Source organism: Arenibaculum sp. (assembly GCF_035998295.1).
Lineage (GTDB): Bacteria > Pseudomonadota > Alphaproteobacteria > Azospirillales > Azospirillaceae > DASYHS01.
Window position 1 is genome coordinate 1 of sequence record NZ_DASYHS010000113.1, and the last position, 17,429, is coordinate 17,429.

A 17,429-nucleotide genomic window follows, 5' to 3' on the forward strand; every position below is an offset into this window, starting at 1 on the left:
GGCGCCGAGATCAACGAGGCGAAGAAGGTCCTCGCCTTCGAGGCGACCCGCCTGGCCCATGGCGCCGAAGCCGCGGAGCACGCCGCCGAAACCGCCCGGCGAACCTTCGAGGAAGGGGCCGCCGCCGAAGGGCTCCCCAGCATCGACGTCGCCATGGCCGATCTCGAAACCGGCGTTCCCGTCGTCGACCTGCTGGTGCGGACGGGACTGGCCGCCAGCAAGGGAGAGGCACGGCGCCTGATCCGCGGAGCCGGCGCCCGTCTCAACGACGCCGCGGTGACGGACGAGGCGGCCCTGGTCGGGACCGGCGACCTCGACTCCGGCGGGATCGCCAAGCTGTCGGCCGGCAGGAAGCGGCACGCCCTCGTCCGCGGAGCCTGATACCGGCCCGGTCAGCCCCGAGGGTGCATCTCGTCGGGCGGGACCGGGGCCGGGGCCGGATCTCCGGGCGCCGGGCCCAGGAAGAACAGGGTGCGCAGAAAGCCCGGCGCAAGGACCGCCAGCGGATTGACGGTGACGCGCGGGTCCGCGATCGGCCCGGCGACCGCGTAGGTGAATGCGAAGACCCCCTGCCCTTCGCCGCCGGTCAACAGCTGCCCCAGGAGCGGGATCGCCCCGATGACCCGGTTGACGCCGTAGACCGGGACGATCGTCCCTTGGACGTCGACCGTATCGGCATCGAGGTCCGCGATGCCCTCAAGCGTCAGCCCGAGCGCGGCACCGGACGTCCGCATCTCGGAGATTTGGACCTCGCCGCCTTCGTAGCGCCATTTGCCGATCAGGCGCTTGAAGTTGATCCCTTTGCCTTCCACCAGTTCGGCGAAGCCCGTAGGCGACGCCGCGTTCAGCAGGCGTGCCAATACCGGGGCGTCCAGCAGCACGAAGTCGGTCATCTCCACGCCGCCTTCGAGAGGGGCTTGCGGATCGTCCGCCGGCGCCGTCGCGTCGAGCACGAGATCGCCACCCTGCATCGACCCGAAGAAGCCGAGCGCGCGGAGTACCGCTCCGGCGTTCCCGGTCTGGAAGCGGAGCCGCCGAAGCGCTCCCTCGGGTCCGTAGCGCAGCATCACGGGCGTGGCGGACCCGACCCGGCCGTCGACCTGGACCCGGGTCCAGCGGCTGCCGTCGTTGGCGGCCTCGGCAACGACGTCGCGCAGTTCCTGGTCCTCTCCGAGCACGACGCGTTCCAGGCGGGCCGAAAGCTCGAACGGCACCCCGGGTTCACCCGCGTCCTCCGCCGGGTCGGGCTCGGCGTCGCGCGCTTCCATCACCGGACCGAGGTCCAGGGCCGGGCCGACGAGCGACATCCGCCACGTCCCGTCCGGCCGCCGATCCGCGTCGAGGCGCAGATGCGTGGCGCCGACACGCACCTCGTCCAGGTTCACCGCCTGCACGCGTCCTCCCTCCCCGAGGCCGGCACTGCCACGCGCATCGAGCCCCGGCCCCCGCAGCACGAAGGCCGCCACGCGTACCGGTGCGCCTCGTTCGAACAGGACGGTCGCCTCTGCCGAGGCGGGAACGCCCGGGGACTTCGACCAGCCGAGGCTCCCGGCATCCAGCTCCGCTCCGGCCAAGTCCATGCGCGCCGTGAGCGTCGCCGGCCCGCTTTTCGGCACCACGTACTCCGCATCGACCGCGACCGGGCCGGCAACCCAGGGCTCCACGTCGAGGCCGAGCACCCTGCGGTCTTCCGCGGACGTCACTCCGGCGACGGTGATCCGGGACACGATCCCCTTCCGGGGAACGAAATGCTCCCGCCAGGCGACCGTGGCGGGGATGCCGTCGACGCGCGCGGTGCCTTCGATGTGGATGCCGCCCGGATCGAGGGCCAGCGTCAGGTCCCCGTCCGAGATCCTGCGGCCGGCCGGCACGCCGTCGACGGTGACGTCCGAGAGCTTCGCCTTCGCTCCGAACACGACGTCGTCGATGCTGACGTCCTTCAGCAGCGGGAAGGCGAAGGTCACCGTTCCCGCCGCGCGGCCCGAAGCCGCCGCGGGGTCCAGTCCCAGCCGCGCCGGATACCCCAGCGGCGGCATGTCCAGCACGGCGAGGATGGACCTTACCGGCCCGGACAGCGGCACCTCGATGTCGATGGCCTCGTTGCCGCCGTCCAGCCCCGTGATCGACACGCGCGAGCGTCCGACCGCGACGTCGCGGAGCTTTCCTCCGTCGAGGGAGAGATCCATGCGCGTCGTATCGAAGGTTGCGACGCCGCTCACTCCGGTGACCGGCGGCAATTCGCCGAAATAGCGGACGTCGACGCCGGCGACCCGGATCTCGCCGTCGAGGGCGCGGATCTCAGCATCCTCCGGGCGGTCCGCCGGGAAGATCGCGGCAAAGGTCGCGGTGGCCCGTTCGGCCATGCCTCCGGACAGATTGGCGAGAATCCACTGCCGCGGGTTCCGGGCGACTTTCGGGGGCCATAGCCGCTCCAGCTCGCCGACCGGCACGCCCGCCACTTCAGCATCCCCGCGGACATCGATCCGGCCGCCCCCGAGATCGACCAGCGTGGCGGCCAGCCTGGCCGTCGGCCCCCCCAGATCCGCGAACACGTCGTCCAGCACGACCATCCCTCGCGCGGCGTCGAACCGGCCCCGCAGCTCGGCGAAGGGGAGGTGCTGCGGCGCGTCGTACAGCTGAGGAAGATCCAGCACCCCGTCGCGCCCGGTGAGATGGACCGTACCCTCGGTGATCCGGAACGCCCGGTCGAACCGCGCGGTGGCCGTGCCGCCCATCAGCATCGACACGGCCGAAAGCGGCTCGAGTGCGCGGGCGCGCGGCGCCAGTTCGCGCAGGTCGAGGTTCTCCACCCTTGCATTCACGACCGTCGACCCGTCGCCGGCGCGATGGCGCAGATCGGCCGTCAGCCGCGCGGTGCGGACCCCCGTCAGGACGTCCAGCAGCGCGAACCCGCCGAGGCCGGCCTCGTCCCGGCGCAGCGCCAAGTCGGCGCGCGGCGCATGCCAGACCTGGCCGTGCTCATCGTCCTCGACGACCAGCGCCGCGGCCGAGACGCTGATCTCCCGCAGTTCCGAGAGCGGCCCCCGGGCTTGCCCCGGCGGGCGCTGCAGCGCATCGAGCAGCTCGCGAACGACGGTCGTGCCCGAAGCGGTGGGCTCCGCGCCCATGGTATCGGCAACGTCGAATTGGAAACGGCCGTCAGCGGTGCGAACGATCCGCAGGCTGGGACGGATCAGGACCAGCCGGGTCGGCGCGAACTCGCCTCGCAGCGCCCGCCGCAGATCCAGGCTGATCCCCATCTCCGGGACCGAGGCGACCGGCGCGTCACTCCGGTCGTAGACCCTGACCGAGCGGGCGCGCAGCTCGAACGGCTCGGAGAAGCCGCCCCAGGTGATCTCGGTGCCGCCGATGTCGGTGCGGATGTCCGCGGCGGCGAGCGCGCGCTCGATCGCGGGTGTCAGGAAGTCGGCACGCAGCGGGCCTTGCGCGATGCGCCACACGAACAGGCCGGCCAGGATCGCGAGTGCCGCAAGGCCGGCTCCCAGGATCTCGACCAGGACCTTGGCGGCAGGGCGGATCAAGGAGCCCGGACCCCAACCCGGTTGACCACGTCCGGCACCCGGCGCATCGTCGCCCGATGCCCCGTCCGAGAAAGACCGTCATCCGTGTGGGTCGAATTCCCCTCTCTCCCGAAGCCGAGCGACCCTGCCGCCGCCAAGCTGGGCCTGGAGCACTGGCACGAGCGCGCGGCCCGCATCGATGACGCCGCCGTGCGCAGCTTCGCCGAAGCCTTCGCAGCCGCCCCGGAAGGGCGCGCCGTGCTCGACGCGGTGTTCGGCAACAGCCCGCACCTGACCCAGAGCCTCGTGCTCGACCTGCCCTTCGCCAAGCGCCTGTTCGAGGAGGGATGCGACGCCCTCTTCCCCGCCCTGATGGCGGAACTGCGCGCGGCCCATTCCCACGAACGCGACACCACCCGGCTGATGTCCGGCCTGCGGATCGCGAAGCGGCGCGCAGCGCTGCTGATCGCGCTCGCCGACATCGGCGGGCTGTGGCCGCTGGAGCGCGTCACCGCCGCCCTGTCCGAGCTTGCGGAGACCGCGCTGCGCCTCGCGGCGGCGCATCTCCTGCGCAAGGCCGGCGAGGCGGGCGCGCTCGTCCTGCCCGATCCAGAGGATCCGACGCGGGGGACCGGGCTCATCGTTCTTGGCATGGGCAAACTCGGGGCGCGCGAACTGAACTACTCGAGTGACATCGACCTGATCGTCCTCTACGACGACCAGGTGGTCCAGACGGCCCAGCCGGAGACGATGGCGAGGACGTTCATCCGCCTGGCGCGCGACCTCTGCCGCATTATGGAGGAACGCACCAAGGACGGCTACGTCTTCCGCACCGACCTGCGGCTGCGCCCCGACCCGGGTGCGACGCCGCTCGCGGTGTCGGTCTCCGCAGCCGAGGCCTACTATGGCAGCCTGGGACAGAACTGGGAACGGGCCGCGATGATCAAGGCGCGCCCCGTGGCCGGCGACGCCGACGCCGCGAAGCATCTCCTCGACGTGCTCGGCAGCTTCGTGTGGCGGCGGAACCTGGATTTCGCGGCCATCCAGGACATCCATTCGATCAAGCGGCAGATCAACGCCCATCGCGGCTTCAAGACGGCGGCGATCGAGGGACACAACGTCAAGATCGGCCGCGGCGGCATCCGGGAGATCGAGTTCTTCGCCCAGACCCAGCAACTGATCTTCGGCGGGCGCGACCCGACCCTGCGCAAGAGCGGCACCCGGGCGGCGCTGCGCGCCCTGGTCGAAGCAGGCCGTGTCGAGGCGTCGACGGCCGACGCGCTGACGGGAGCGTACGGGCTGCTTCGCCGCGTCGAGCACCGCGTCCAGATGATCGAGGATCAGCAGACCCACCAGCTTCCGTCCGACGAGGCCGGAGTGGCCCGCCTCGCGACCTTCCTCGGCTACGACAGCGCGTCGGCATTCCGGGACGCGCTCTCCGCGACCCTGTCGCTGGTGCAGGAGCACTACGCGGCGCTGTTCGAGGAGGCGCCGCCGCTCTCGGGGCCGGGCAATCTCGTCTTCACCGGCACCGAGGACGACCCCGAGACGCTGGCGACGCTGCAGCGCCTCGGCTTCCGCAACCCGGCCGGGGTCTCGGCGACCATCCGCGGCTGGCACCACGGCCGCTACAAGGCGACCCGCAGCACGCGGGCGCGCGAACTGCTCACCGAGCTCGGGCCGACCTTGCTCGAGGCGCTGGGCCGGACGCCCAATCCCGACGACGCGTTCATGAAGTTCGATGAATTCCTGGGCCGCCTGCCCGCCGGCGTCCAGCTCTTCTCGATGTTCTACAGCAACCCGGCGCTGCTCGAGCTGGTCGCCGAGATCATGGGGACGGCGCCTCGTCTGGCGGAGGTGCTGGCCCGCTCGCCGGCACTCCTCGACGCGGTGCTGACTCCCGATTTCTTCGGCCCCCTTGCCGACCGCGCACAGCTCCAGGGCGAGCTGGACACCGTGCTGTCGAGCGCCCGGAGCTTCGAGCAGGCGCTGGACATCGATCGCCGCTGGGCCAACGACCAGCGCTTCCGGGCAGGCGTCCACATCCTGCGCAACATCACCGGCGGCGATGCCTGCGGCCCGTTCCTCTCCGACGTCGCCGACCTGTCCGTCGGGGCGCTCGTCCCCCTGGTCCGCAGCGAGTTCGAGCGCCGGCACGGAACCTTCGGCGACGCCGCCGGCGCGGGCATGGTCGTCCTGGCGCTGGGCAAGCTGGGCAGCCGCCAGATGACGCTGCGCTCGGACCTGGACCTCATCACCGTCTACGACGTGCCCGACGGGGTCGGCGCGTCGGACGGGCCGAAACCGCTGACCCCGGCCGAGTACTACACCAAGCTGACGCAGCGCCTGATCAACGCGATCACCGCGCCGACCGGCGAGGGACAGCTCTACGAGGTCGACATGCGGCTGCGGCCGTCGGGCAATGCCGGCCCGCTCGCCGTCAGCTTCCCCGGCTTCGTCGCGTACCAGCGCGATTCGGCCTGGACCTGGGAACACATGGCGCTGACGCGCGCCCGCGTGATCCTCGGGCCCGACGCTCTCGCCGGCCGGCTCGCCGCCGCCATCCGCGACGTGCTGACCCGGCCGCGCGACCCGGCGCGCCTGCTGCGCGACGTGGCCGAGATGCGCGGCAGGATCGAGCGGGAATTCGGCACCGACGACGTCTGGAACACGAAATACGTGCGCGGCGGCCAGATCGACGCCAGCTTCATCGCCCAGTACCTGCAGCTGCGCCATGCCCACGACCATCCCGGGATTCTGAGTACCGACACGGCCACCGCGATCGGCAACCTGGCCGCGGCGGGCCTGCTGGACACCGGCATCGCGGCGGATCTGATCGATGCGTTGCGCATGTGGCGACGGATCCAGGGCTTCCTGCGGCTCACCACCGAGGGTCGCTTCGACGCGGCCAATGCCCCGGAAGGACTGCGCCGGGCGCTGACGCGCGCCGTTCTCGGACAGGACGCGGGGGATCTCGAGTTCTCCGGCCTGGAAACCCACGTCCGCAAAACCGCCGGGAGGGCGCATCGGCATTTCGCGTCCCTGGTCGAGGTCCCGGCCGCCGGGCTTGCCGGTTAGGCCGACGGGGATGGTCCACCCGCCCTCGATCCTGGCGCTGGAGGAGCATGCCCTGGAGGCTTGGCCCGCGCTCGAGGCGGTCCGGTTCGGCGGCTGGTCGTTCCGCTTCGCCGAGGGCTATACCAAGCGCGCCAACTCAGCCAGCGCGCTGGCCCCGGATCGCCCGTTCGCCGAGATCCACCGCGAGGCGCTCCGGCGCTACGCGGAGCGTGGGCTGCCGCCGATCTTCAGGATCGGTCCGCTCGCAGGGCCCGAACCGGACGGCACGCTCGACGCGCTCGGCTACCGTGCGCTGCGTCGCACGCTCGTCCTCACGGCGCCGGTGCCCGACGTCCCGGCCGATGCCGCCGTAAGGATCGCGCCCGTTCCCGACGGCGGCTGGCTGAACGTCCACGATCCGGGGCGGCCCGCGGACCGGGACCTGCACGCGCGCATTCTCGCCGCGACGGAGCTGCCCGCCGCCCATGCCACGCTCCTCGAGGATGGACAGCCCGTCGCCTTCGGCCGCATCGTCGCCGGCCGCGGACTGGCCGGGCTGTTCAGCGTCCTCACGCTGCCGCGAGCGCGCGGCCGCGGAGCCGGACGGCGCGTCGTGGAGGCGCTGCTCGGCTGGGCGCACGGTCAGGGGGCTCGAACCGCCTACCTGCAGGTCGAGGCGGACAATGCGCCCGCTCTCGCCCTCTATCGCCGCCTCGGCTTCACTGAAACTTACGGTTACCACTACCGGTTACCGTGACGGTTGCAAAGCACCGCCGGATGGCCGAAACCTTTGCTCACGCCATCGAGACAGGAGCACCCCCGACCATGAGCATCGAGCCCGGCTCACCCGCCCCGGACTTCACCATGCCGACCGATGGTGGCGGCACTCTCAGCCTCGCGGGCCTGAGGGGCCGGAAGGTGATCCTCTACTTCTATCCCAAGGACGACACCTCGGGCTGCACCAAGGAAGCCTGCGGCTTCCGCGACCTCCTTCCCGATTTCACCGGCACCGACGCCGTGGTCGTCGGCGTGTCCAAGGACGGCGTCGCCAGCCACGACAAGTTCAAGGGCAAGTACGACCTGCCCTTCACGCTCGCCTCCGACCAGGGGGGAGACGTCTGCGAGCGCTACGGCGTCTGGGTCGAGAAAAGCATGTACGGCCGCAAGTACATGGGGATCGACCGGGCGACCTTCCTGATCGACGGCGACGGCGTCGTCCGCCGCGTGTGGCGCAAAGTCAAGGTCCCGGGGCACGTCGAGGAGGTGCTGGAGGCCGCGCGCGCCCTCTGAACACCCGCTCAGGAAAGCGCGCCGGACCGGGCGGAGCGCCCGACGCTCTCGCGAATCTCCGCCGAGAGGTCCCGGATCTCCTCGGCGGCGCGGGTGCGGCGGGCCTGCTCGGTGACGCCCAGCCCCTCGAACAGGGCCGAGGCGAACTGGATGCGGTTACCTACCTGCGTGCGGGCTACGGGAGCGCCGAGGTCGCGGATGCGCCGTTCCAGCTCGTCGGCGAGGCGGGCGCGCGGCGGCACCCGGTTCACGACGATCAGCACCGGCACCTTCTCCTCCCGGGCGAGCGCCAGCGTCGGCTCCGTCGCCCACAGGTCCATCGGGCTCGGCTGCACCGGCACGACGACCAGGGTGGCGGAGCGGACCGCTATCCGGGCCTCCGTCTCGGCGTGCGGCGGGCTGTCGATGACGACGAAGTCGTGCTCGCGCGCCAGCCGCTCGACCTCGCGCTGGGTGCGCCAGCCGGTGATCTGGACGTGGCTGAGGCCGCCGTCCCCCCGCGCGGCCAGCCGGGTCTGGTACCAGCGCGACAGGCTCGCCTGCGGATCGATGTCGACGATGGCGACGCGACGTCCGCCTTCGGTCAAGGCGACCGCCAGATGCGCCGCCAACGTCGTCTTGCCCGCGCCGCCCTTCTGCTGGGCCACGGTGATGATCGCGCCCGCCATGCTTCTTCCTCTTCCTTCGCTCGCCCCGTCGCCGAGCAGTGTGCCCGTCCGTTCGCAATCCGCCAAGGACGCCGTCGCACTTGCGAACGCCGGGGAAAGCACTACAACACGTCCATGACGCCTTCTGCCCGACCCCAGCTCGTTCCGCCGACCGATCCGAACGTCGAGCGCGCGGCGGAACTGATCCGCGACGGCCGGCTCGTCGCCTTCCCGACGGAGACGGTGTACGGCCTGGGCGGCGACGCCACGAACGACCGCGCCGTCGCCGCGATCTTCGCGGCCAAGGGGCGACCTGCCTTCAACCCGCTGATCGTCCACGTCACCGATCCGGATGCGGTCGGCGAGGTCGCCGTCATGGACGGCCGGGTCGAGGAGCTGGCCGGGATATTCTGGCCCGGCCCGCTCACCCTGGTTCTGCCGCGCCGTCCGGGCGGCCCGGTGTCGCTGCTGGCCTGCGCCGGTCTCGACACCGTCGCCGTGCGCATCCCCGCCCATCCCGTCGCGCGCCGCCTGATCGCGGCGGCCGGCCGTCCGGTCGCCGCCCCCAGCGCCAACCGGTCCGGCGCCGTGAGCCCGACGACCCCGGTGCATGTCGCCGAAAGCCTCGGCACCGGCGTCGACCTAATCATCGCCGCGGGCCGCTGCCGGATCGGCCTCGAATCGACCGTTCTCGACCTGACGGGCGCGCAGCCGGCGATCCTGCGCCCGGGCGGCATCACGCGCGACCGGATCGAGGCGGTGCTGGGACCGGTGCTGGCATCCGGCCAGACGGCCGAGGCCCCGAGATCCCCGGGCCAGCTCGCCAGCCACTACGCCCCCGGCCGGCCCGTACGGCTGGACGCGCGTGAGGCCGGGCCGGACGAGGCGCTGCTCGCGTTCGGCCCGGACGCCTTCGTGCGCGGTGGGCGCGAACGGCTCAACCTCAGCCCCGAGGGCGACCTGGACGAAGCGGCTGCCAACCTGTTCGCCATGCTGCGCGCCCTCGACCGCCCCGGCATCTCGGGCATCGCCGTGATGCCGATCCCCGACCAGGGGCTCGGCGTCGCCATCAACGACAGGCTCCGTCGGGCGGCGGCGCCCCGCTGACCCCGCGCGCCCGGGAGACCCGCCCATGACCGCTTGCGATGCTCTGGACGCCCTGCGGACCCTGCTCGGCCCACGGGGCTATCTCGATCGTCCGGAGGACATGGCGCCGTATCTACGGGAATGCCGCGGGCGCAAGTCCGGGACGAGCCCGCTGGTGATACGGCCCGCCGACACCGCGCAGGTTTCCGCCGCCGTCCGCATCTGCGCCGAGGCCGGCATCCCGATCGTGCCCCAGGGCGGCAACACGAGCCTGGTCGGCGGGTCCGTCCCGGACCACGGCACCGAGGTGGTCCTGTCGCTCTCGCGCATGGACCGCATCCGGGCGGTCGACCCGCTCGACTACGTCATCACGGTCGAGGCCGGCTGCATCTTGAAGCGGGTCCAGGACGCCGCGGCGGAAGTCGACCGCCTGTTCCCCCTCAGCCTGGGGGCCGAAGGGACGTGCCAGATCGGCGGCAATCTGTCGACGAACGCGGGCGGCATCCTGACGATCCGCTACGGCAACGCGCGCGACCTCGTCCTCGGCCTGGAGGTGGTGCTGCCGGACGGACGGGTATGGGACGGGCTGCGCTCGCTGCGCAAGGACAACACCGGATACGACCTGAAGCATCTCTTCATCGGCGCGGAGGGCACGCTGGGCGTCATCACCGCCGCGACGCTGAGGCTGTTCCCTCGGCCGAAGCAGGTCGAAACGGCCCTGGTCGCCGTGCCGGACCCGGAAGCGGCGATCGCGCTCCTCGCCCGCCTGCGGGCGGCGACGGGCGACGGGCTCACCGCGTTCGAGCTGATGAAGGGCGCCCTGCTCGACCTCGCCCTCGCCTACGTTCCCGGGACCGTCGATCCGCTTCCGGACCGGCATCCCTGGTACGTGCTGCTGGAGGCGGCCAGCGGCTTCGGCGGGTCGGCGCTGCGCGACGCGCTGGAGGAGACGCTCACCGACGCCATGGAGGACGGGTCGGTCCGGGACGCCGTCCTGTCGGCGAGCGGCGCGCAGACGAAGGAGCTCTGGTTCATACGCGAGGCGATCGTCGAGGCGCAGCGCCAGGGGGGCGGATCGATCAAGCACGACGTCTCGGTCCCGGTATCCAAGGTCGCGGAATTCATCGAACGCGCCTCGGCCGCCCTGGAAACACTGATCCCCGGCATTCTCCCGCTGCCGTTCGGCCACGTCGCCGACGGCAACATCCACTTCAACGTCTGCCAGCCCGCGGGCGCGGATACCGCCGCGTTCCTGGAGCGCTGGGACGAGGTCAACCGCGTCGTCCACGACGTGGTGCTGTCGCTCGGCGGGTCGATCAGTGCCGAGCATGGGATCGGCACCTTCAAGCGCGGCGAGCTGCTGCGGGTCGCGGGCGCGGTGGAGGTCGACCTGATGCGGCGGGTCAAGGCCGCGATCGACCCCGGCGGGACGATGAATCCCGGCAAGATCCTGGACTGAGGGAGGAAACGGCGGTGCGCGACCCCCGCGGCGGCTCGATCTCGGCGCTCGTTCTCTATCTCGCGGGCGCGATCGTCACCGTCATGAGCATGACGCTGCTGCTCGGCCCGACGGAGGCGACCTTCGGCCCCGGCCTCGTCGGCACCGGCCTCGGGCTGGTGATCATGGCACTCGGCCGGGTGGTCGGGGTGCTGAGCGAAATCCGGGACGAACTCCGCACGCGGCGGGACGGCTTTCCCTGACCGGCCGGGGAGGGATGCTAGATCAGCTTTCCCTCGAAGGGGTGCCAGCCCCGGCGATCCTCGATCTCGACCACCCACAGGTCCGGGTCGCGCCGGACCGCCCGCTCGATATAGGCGTCGGCGTCCGGTTCCGGCATCAGGGCGTTTTCCTTGGCGGCAAGCCAGCCGAGGCGCCCCTGCGCGTCGCGCGCCTGGGTCAGCACGCGGCAGCCGAGGTCGAGCTGGTTCAGCTTGAGCACGAGGCTGCCGCCCTGGAGCGCGCCCTTGCGGATCACGTAGGCGGGAACGGCCTCCGCCATGCAGCGGCGCAGGTGGGCCTTGATCCAGAGCTCGGTCGGTAGGCGATCGTCATCCATGACCTGGGAGTTAGCGGCTGACCGGCTTGCGCGCAAGTCGCCTCGACGGCGGCCCGCCCGGATTCACGCCGGGGCAGGCGTTCACGCCAGCGCCGGGATCGGCCGGGGCGCGCGCGCCTCCTGGCCCGCTTCGTCGCGCCGGCCGGTATCCCCCTCGTCCGGCGTGCCCAGCTGGGACAGCAGCATCACCGTGAACAGCGACAACGGCTCCGCCCCGCTCACGGCCGAAGGGGCGCCGCCCGCGGCGGCAGTCATTGCCGCGCCCCTTCCATCCCCCTCCTGCGCGCCGACGAGGCGCGGCCCCTTCGCCACGTCGCCGGCCTCCCCGAAGCGCTGGGCGAAGCGTTCGTAGACCTCCGCGACGGAGCGCGGCCGCCCTTCGGGACCGTAGAACACCGCCCGGTTGGCCGCCGCCGCCTGCGGCAGCAGCGCCGACGCCGGCTTGCCGGGATCGGAGCGGTGGGCGTCCAGGAACTTGGCGGCTCCCCCGGCGCCGAGGAAATGGGCCATGTACAGCTCGGTCGCGCCGATGCGCCCCCCGACTTCGCGCGCGAGATGCTCCCGGTTCTCCCGGGTGAACTCGGCCGCCATCAGGGAGGCGATGCGGGGGTCCTCGCGCAGCTCCAGGATCGCCTTGCGTTCCTCGGGATCGGCGACGACGCGGCGGCCGTCGGCGCGCCGCTCGATCCGCGCGGCGACGTCGCCCAGGCCGTGCCGCGAGCCGTGCTCGTCGATCATGGTCAGCCAGGTGCTCTCGATGAACTGGTACAGGCCCGTGGCGCTGCTGGTGCGGGCCTTGGCCGCTGGGTCGAAGCCGCTTTCCTGGGCAGCTTTTTCCATCAGGTAGGAAAAATCGACCCCGGTCTTCCGGGCGGCATCGCGGATCGCCGTCGTGACCGAGGCCCGCCCCGACCCGGCGGGACCGCGGGCGGTCTGCGCCTCGATGCTGCTGTGTGCGCTGTTCGGTATCGACATGGACGGCGTCTCCGGACGGGTCTGCCTCTCCTGGTAAGCAACCGCCGTGCCAGAACATGCGTTGCCGTATGGCCGGACGGCGGATATGCTCCCACGGCCACGTTCTCGCCGCTCCAGCCAGACGAGAGGACCCGGGAGGAAAGATGATTCCCTACGCCGCACCCGTCAAAGACATGCGCTTCGTCCTCGCCAATGTGGTCGGCTTCGACCGCATCGCGGCGCTGCCGGGCTACGAGGCTGCAGCTCCCGACTTGGTCGACGCCGCCCTCGACGAGGCCGCGAAGCTCGCCGCCGAGGTGGTCGCGCCGCTGAACCGCATCGGCGACATCCAGGGTTCGGTGCTGGAGAACGGGGTCGTGCGCACGCCGGACGGGTTCCGCGACGCCTACCGGCGCTACGTCGACGGCGGCTGGAACAGCGTCCCGTTCGAACCGGACTACGGCGGCCAGGGGCTGCCCTGGGTACTGGCGACCGCATTCCACGAGATGTGGCAATCCGCCTGCATGAGCTTCTCGCTGTGCCCGCTGCTCAATCTCGGCGCGGTCGAGCTTCTGACCGCGCATGGGAGCGAGGAGCAGAAGCTCGCCTATCTGCCGAAGATGATCTCGGGCGAGTGGACCGGGACCATGAACCTGACCGAGCCGCAGGCCGGCTCGGACCTCGCCCAGATCCGCGCCCGCGCCGAGCGGGCCAGCGACGGCACCTACCGGATCTTCGGGCAGAAGATCTACATCAGCTTCGGCGAGCACGACCTGACGGACAACATCGTGCATCTCGTCCTGGCCCGCCTGCCCGACGCGCCCGCCGGGGTCAAGGGCATATCGCTGTTCGTGGTGCCCAAGCTCCTCCTGGACGGCGAGGGCCGCCCAGGTGCGCGCAACGACCTGCGCTGCGTCAGCCTGGAGCACAAGCTCGGCATCAACGCGAGCCCGACGGCGGTGATGGCCTACGGCGATTCCGGCGGCGCCGTCGGCTATCTGGTCGGCGAGGAGAACCGCGGCCTCGAATACATGTTCACGATGATGAACAACGCCCGCCTGAACGTCGGGCTGCAGGGCGTCTCCATCGCCGAGCGCGCGTACCAGCAGGCGCGCGACTACGCCCGCGGGCGCGTCCAGAGCAAGGACCTGGCGGAGCCGAAGGGCGGGCCCGTGCCGATCATCCGGCACCCCGACGTCCGGCGGATGTTGCTGTCGATGCGGTCGCGCGCGGAAGCCGGGCGCACCCTCTCCTACTACGCGCTGGCCTGTCTCGACGTCTCCAAGCGTGCCGTCGACGCCGAGTCGCGGCGTGCCGCCCAGTCGCGGGTCGACCTCCTGACGCCGGTGGTCAAGGCCTGGTGCACCGACATGGGGGTCGAGGTCGCCTCGACCGGCGTCCAGGTCCATGGCGGCATGGGCTTCATCGAGGAGACGGGAGCGGCGCAATATTACCGCGATGCCCGCATCTCGCCGATCTACGAGGGGACGAACGGCATCCAGTCCAACGACTTGGTGTTCCGCAAGGTCGCGCGCGACGAGGGGGCGGCCGCCCGCGCGCTGATGGCCGAGATGCGCGGGACGCTCGACGCCTTGCGGGCGCGGCCGGGCGACGATGCGGCCGCCATCGCGGATCGCCTGGAGGCGGCGCTGGCGACGCTCGACGCCGCGACCGGCTGGGTGGCGGCGACGGCCGGCCCCGACCCGAGAGCGGCGGCGGCCGGCGCCGTCCCCTATGCGCGCCTGTTCGGCACCGTCTCGGCCGCGTGGCTTATGGCGCGCTCCGCGCTCGCGGCTCAGGACGCGCTGCGCGTTCCGGCTGCCGACCACGCCTTCCTCGACGCCAAGATCGCCTCGGCCCGCTTCTTCTGCGAGCATCACCTGCCCGAGGTCGAGGGGCTGCTCGCCACGGTCCGCGACGGCTGGCGCACCGTCCTCGCCTTCCCGGAAGAGAGCTTCTGAGAGCCGCGACGAAAAACGCGCCGGCGGTCTCCCGCCGGCGCGCCTCGTCGAAGTCGAGAGATGTCAGCGGGCGGCGGTGCCCATCGCCGCCGTCGAAGCCTGGGCCGCCTTCTCGGTGATCGGGGTGCGCTTGCTGAGCACGACGATCGCCACGACCAGCACGGTGAAGCCGAGCGCGGTGAGGCTGAACGCCTCGCCGAGGAACAGGACCGAGAAGAAGAAGGTGAGGAAGGGCTGGATCAGCTGGGCCTGGCTGACGCGCGCGATGCCGCCGATCGCCAGCCCCCGATACCAGAAGAAGAACCCGATCAGCGAGTTGACCAGAGCCAGGAATAGGAACGCTCCCCAAGCCGTCGGCGAAAGGGCCTCCAGATGGCCCCAGTCGATCAGCGCCAGGGTCGGCAGGACGAGGATCGGCAGGCTGACGACCAGCGTCCAGCAGATCACCTGCCACCCGCCCATGGTCTTCGCGAGCTGGCCGCCCTGCGCGTAGCCCAGGCCCGCCATCACCACGGCCCCGAGCAGCGCCAAGTCGCCCATATAGAGGTCCATTCCCATGCCGCCATGGGTGATGAACGAGAAGGTGGCGACCGCGACGAAGCCTGCGACCGACACCATCCAGAACTGGAGCGACGGCCGCTCCCGCGACAGGAAGGTGCCGATCAGCGCCGTCGAGAGCGGCAGCGCTCCCAGCACGATGCCGCCGTGGCTCGCGGGGACGGTCTGCATGCCCACCGCCGTCAGCACCGGGAATCCGAAGGAGATCCCCGATGCCGTGACGAGAAGGCGCAGCGTCTGCGAGCGGTTCGGCAGCTTCTGGCGCGTGGCGACCAGGACGACCGCCGCCGCGACGGCGGCGATCATGGTGCGGCCGAGCCCGATCTCCCACACGGACAGGAACTCGGTCAGGTAGCGCGTGATCGGCAGCGTCAGGGAAAACGCCGAGACTGCAAACAGCCCGAGCAGCATGCCCAGGTTCTCCTGACGCCCTCCGCCTTGTGTCACTGCGCTCTCCGGTTCTCGAACTCATGGTTGCTGTAGAAATACACGAGGGATACCCGCTCGCCCGAGTTCACCCGCTTGACCTCGTGGGGGTATATGCACTTGCTGACGATAGCGGTGCCGTACTGGGGGGTAAAGCTGTTGACGATGCCATCCCTCGGGTAGACGACGAACTCGCCGCCGGTGAACGCCTGTCCAAGCTGCAGGACGACGGAGACCTCGTAATCCGGATTGCTGTCGATGTCGAGGTGGTAGCCGATATAGGAGGTCGTGACCATGCGGTTGACCTGGCACCGGCGGATGTGACGGTCGCCGCCGAGGATCTCACGGAAGAAGTCCGCGCGCTTGGGCGCCTTCAGCAGGGCGATCAGGCGGTCGGAATGGGGCCGGTTCACCATGGTCGGCAGGTCGCCGGGCTTATCGACCATGAAACGGCCGACATAGAGGTCGTTCGGCTCGCCGGCGTCGCCGATCTTGACGACCTCCTCCGGCAGGGCCCGGTACAGCCGCTCCATCTCCTGGAACTCCTCCTTCGAGAAGAGGACGAAGGGCGGGATCATCACTGTCCCGGTCCGTTCCAGCTCCAGACGGTACGCGGCGGTGTCGATACGCTCTTCGAGCAGGGTGTCACTCATAATTGCGCCTCAGATAAAGGACGGGAATGTCGGCGGCGAGCCGGTAGAAGGGCGCCATCTTGTGGTCGTCGGCACCCAGGACGAGAGGATTCGGGCAACGCTCGCTTCGGGACACGAGCACGCCCATGGCGGCATATTCGGCACCCTGGCGGATGACGATCGACTCGTAGAACTCGACGGGCCGGTCGACGACGTTGTACCAGCGGTCGTAGAGGCCGCGGCGCCCCAGGGCGACCTCCCGGACCTGGGGGGTCCCGGCGATCGGACCGAACGCGCCGGCATTCATGCGCTCCACCAAGTCGGCGTGCACGCGCAGCCAGTGCTCCTTGCCGCCGCCGAGCTCGGTGAAGAAGCATGACCGGACCGGCGCGGGGGCCTGCTCCAGGATCGCCCGCCGCGAGCCTTCGAGACGTTCGAGGAACGTCGCCTCGTCGATGCCGAGGCGACGGTTCGTCTCCTCGGAGAAGCCCTCGAAGTCGCCCGGGCAGACATAGTGGGTCACGTCCAGGCCGAGGCGGTCGCGCAGCAGGCCGCTTACGGCCGGCAGCGCCTCGAACAGCCGGGACGCCGTGACGCCGACGCCGGAGTTGACGCCCCGGAAGGTGAAGCGGTGCTTCGCGTCGCTGCCGTCTTCGACGGCGTAGTCCGGGCACACCGGTGAGACGATCGTCGACGGCTCTCCGGCGAGCGCGCGCTCGAGCCAGTCGACGACCCGGCTCATTTCGGCCTCCGACGGGTCGACGAAGCCCGCCTCCCGCAGGGTGTCGAGCAGGGCGGCCGCGACCGGCGGATCCAGGCGCTCGAGGCTGCGATGGAACCGGTGGTTCAACGTGCCCGCCGCCGGCGGGATGATCCCGGTCAGAAGCGACAGCAGGCTGGGCTTGATGCCCTTGAAGTGGAAGTCGATGACGGTGCCCTTCTCCGTCGCCTGCCAGTCGAAATTCCGGTAACGGTCCTTGATCAGCAGGTAGAAGGGCAGATTGCGCGGGCTGGTCCGCGGCAGGTCCCTGCGCAGCCGCCAGTATTCGTTGCGCAAGGTCGTGATGCGATTCTTGAGCTCGGGCTCGTTGAACCGCGAAAGGTCGAGTTCGCGGCCAAGGACGATCGCATTGAGGACGCGCTTGCTGGTCCGGCGATCGATGAGCCCATGGCTGCGCAGGATCGCCTGTGCTTCTTCGGCTCTCATGCTTCGGTTCCGAATGGACGGGGCGTTGAACGA

15 protein-coding genes are annotated in these 17,429 nt (G+C 70.9%); 8 read left to right on the top strand and 7 right to left on the bottom strand.

The window, feature by feature from the left end; translation table 11 throughout:
• Nucleotides 1-381: S4 domain-containing protein (locus VGO20_RS11715; protein ID WP_473964857.1), on the top strand; the 381-nt coding region annotated here is incomplete at its 5' end.
• A gap of 11 nt (nucleotides 382-392) precedes the next feature.
• Here VGO20_RS11715 and VGO20_RS11720 read toward each other — a convergent pair.
• Nucleotides 393-3,542: a YhdP family protein gene (locus VGO20_RS11720; protein ID WP_327502527.1), complete on the bottom strand. Its 3,150-nt coding sequence runs from the start codon at nucleotides 3,540-3,542 to the stop codon at nucleotides 393-395.
• Between the two features lie 84 nt (nucleotides 3,543-3,626).
• Between VGO20_RS11720 and VGO20_RS11725 the strand changes: the two genes are divergently transcribed.
• From VGO20_RS11725 to VGO20_RS11735, 3 genes are all read left to right on the top strand, one after another.
• A complete protein-coding gene (locus VGO20_RS11725) occupies nucleotides 3,627-6,599 on the top strand; it encodes a bifunctional [glutamine synthetase] adenylyltransferase/[glutamine synthetase]-adenylyl-L-tyrosine phosphorylase (protein ID WP_327502528.1) in 2,973 nt (990 codons plus the stop codon).
• A gap of 10 nt (nucleotides 6,600-6,609) precedes the next feature.
• Entirely contained in the window at nucleotides 6,610-7,335 is a 726-nt protein-coding gene (locus VGO20_RS11730; RefSeq protein ID WP_327502529.1) for a GNAT family N-acetyltransferase, read from the top strand.
• Nucleotides 7,336-7,403: 68 nt separating this feature from the next.
• Nucleotides 7,404-7,868 (top strand): peroxiredoxin, encoded by a 465-nt coding sequence (locus VGO20_RS11735; protein ID WP_327502530.1) that lies wholly within the window; start codon nucleotides 7,404-7,406, stop codon nucleotides 7,866-7,868.
• Between the two features lie 8 nt (nucleotides 7,869-7,876).
• Here the strand turns inward: VGO20_RS11735 and parA are convergent, their stop codons facing one another.
• Nucleotides 7,877-8,536, bottom strand: a complete 660-nt coding sequence (gene parA, locus VGO20_RS11740) for a ParA family partition ATPase (RefSeq protein ID WP_327502531.1) — start codon at nucleotides 8,534-8,536, stop codon at nucleotides 7,877-7,879.
• A 114-nt stretch (nucleotides 8,537-8,650) separates the two neighbouring features.
• Between parA and VGO20_RS11745 the strand changes: the two genes are divergently transcribed.
• Genes VGO20_RS11745 through VGO20_RS11755 form a run of 3 tightly spaced genes read left to right on the top strand, consistent with a single transcriptional unit; the run spans nucleotide 8,651 to nucleotide 11,302 of the window.
• On the top strand, nucleotides 8,651-9,622 hold the full coding sequence (locus tag VGO20_RS11745; protein ID WP_327502532.1) for an L-threonylcarbamoyladenylate synthase: 972 nt from the start codon (nucleotides 8,651-8,653) through the stop codon (nucleotides 9,620-9,622).
• Between the two features lie 25 nt (nucleotides 9,623-9,647).
• On the top strand, nucleotides 9,648-11,060 hold the full coding sequence (locus tag VGO20_RS11750; RefSeq protein ID WP_327502533.1) for an FAD-binding oxidoreductase: 1,413 nt from the start codon (nucleotides 9,648-9,650) through the stop codon (nucleotides 11,058-11,060).
• A 14-nt stretch (nucleotides 11,061-11,074) separates the two neighbouring features.
• Nucleotides 11,075-11,302, top strand: coding sequence for a hypothetical protein (locus VGO20_RS11755; RefSeq protein WP_327502534.1), 228 nt, complete (start codon nucleotides 11,075-11,077; stop codon nucleotides 11,300-11,302).
• 17 nt (nucleotides 11,303-11,319) lie between these two features.
• Here the strand turns inward: VGO20_RS11755 and VGO20_RS11760 are convergent, their stop codons facing one another.
• Nucleotides 11,320-11,658 carry a DUF1491 family protein gene (locus VGO20_RS11760; RefSeq protein ID WP_327502535.1) on the bottom strand — a complete coding sequence of 113 codons (339 nt, stop codon included), beginning with the start codon at nucleotides 11,656-11,658 and terminating at the stop codon, nucleotides 11,320-11,322.
• A gap of 81 nt (nucleotides 11,659-11,739) precedes the next feature.
• Entirely contained in the window at nucleotides 11,740-12,633 is an 894-nt protein-coding gene (locus VGO20_RS11765; protein WP_327502536.1) for a transglycosylase SLT domain-containing protein, read from the bottom strand.
• 143 nt (nucleotides 12,634-12,776) lie between these two features.
• Between VGO20_RS11765 and VGO20_RS11770 the strand changes: the two genes are divergently transcribed.
• A complete protein-coding gene (locus VGO20_RS11770; protein ID WP_327502537.1) occupies nucleotides 12,777-14,573 on the top strand; it encodes an acyl-CoA dehydrogenase in 1,797 nt (598 codons plus the stop codon).
• A 63-nt stretch (nucleotides 14,574-14,636) separates the two neighbouring features.
• Here VGO20_RS11770 and VGO20_RS11775 read toward each other — a convergent pair whose 3' ends face one another.
• Genes VGO20_RS11775 through VGO20_RS11785 form a run of 3 tightly spaced genes read right to left on the bottom strand, consistent with a single transcriptional unit; the run spans nucleotide 14,637 to nucleotide 17,396 of the window.
• Nucleotides 14,637-15,542 carry a DMT family transporter gene (locus VGO20_RS11775; protein ID WP_327502538.1) on the bottom strand — a complete coding sequence of 302 codons (906 nt, stop codon included), beginning with the start codon at nucleotides 15,540-15,542 and terminating at the stop codon, nucleotides 14,637-14,639.
• Between the two features lie 32 nt (nucleotides 15,543-15,574).
• Entirely contained in the window at nucleotides 15,575-16,210 is a 636-nt protein-coding gene (locus VGO20_RS11780; protein WP_327502539.1) for a 2OG-Fe(II) oxygenase, read from the bottom strand.
• A complete protein-coding gene (locus tag VGO20_RS11785; RefSeq protein WP_327502540.1) occupies nucleotides 16,203-17,396 on the bottom strand; it encodes a hypothetical protein in 1,194 nt (397 codons plus the stop codon). The genes VGO20_RS11780 and VGO20_RS11785 overlap by 8 nt, the downstream gene beginning before the upstream one ends.
• Between the last annotated feature and the right edge of the window lie 33 nt (nucleotides 17,397-17,429).

What these genes read in the sequence shown, in the direction of transcription:
- VGO20_RS11760 (WP_327502535.1), bottom strand. Translation starts at nt 11,658, where the DNA reads ATGGATGACGATCGCCTACCGACCGAGCTCTGGATCAAGGCCCACCTG.
- VGO20_RS11785 (WP_327502540.1), bottom strand. Translation starts at nt 17,396, where the DNA reads ATGAGAGCCGAAGAAGCACAGGCGATCCTGCGCAGCCATGGGCTCATC.
- VGO20_RS11730 (WP_327502529.1), top strand. Translation starts at nt 6,610, where the DNA reads ATGGTCCACCCGCCCTCGATCCTGGCGCTGGAGGAGCATGCCCTGGAG.
- VGO20_RS11745 (WP_327502532.1), top strand. Translation starts at nt 8,651, where the DNA reads ATGACGCCTTCTGCCCGACCCCAGCTCGTTCCGCCGACCGATCCGAAC.
- VGO20_RS11775 (WP_327502538.1), bottom strand. Translation starts at nt 15,542, where the DNA reads ATGCTGCTCGGGCTGTTTGCAGTCTCGGCGTTTTCCCTGACGCTGCCG.
- VGO20_RS11750 (WP_327502533.1), top strand. Translation starts at nt 9,648, where the DNA reads ATGACCGCTTGCGATGCTCTGGACGCCCTGCGGACCCTGCTCGGCCCA.
- VGO20_RS11770 (WP_327502537.1), top strand. Translation starts at nt 12,777, where the DNA reads ATGATTCCCTACGCCGCACCCGTCAAAGACATGCGCTTCGTCCTCGCC.
- VGO20_RS11735 (WP_327502530.1), top strand. Translation starts at nt 7,404, where the DNA reads ATGAGCATCGAGCCCGGCTCACCCGCCCCGGACTTCACCATGCCGACC.
- VGO20_RS11780 (WP_327502539.1), bottom strand. Translation starts at nt 16,210, where the DNA reads ATGAGTGACACCCTGCTCGAAGAGCGTATCGACACCGCCGCGTACCGT.
- VGO20_RS11765 (WP_327502536.1), bottom strand. Translation starts at nt 12,633, where the DNA reads ATGTCGATACCGAACAGCGCACACAGCAGCATCGAGGCGCAGACCGCC.
- parA (WP_327502531.1), bottom strand. Translation starts at nt 8,536, where the DNA reads ATGGCGGGCGCGATCATCACCGTGGCCCAGCAGAAGGGCGGCGCGGGC.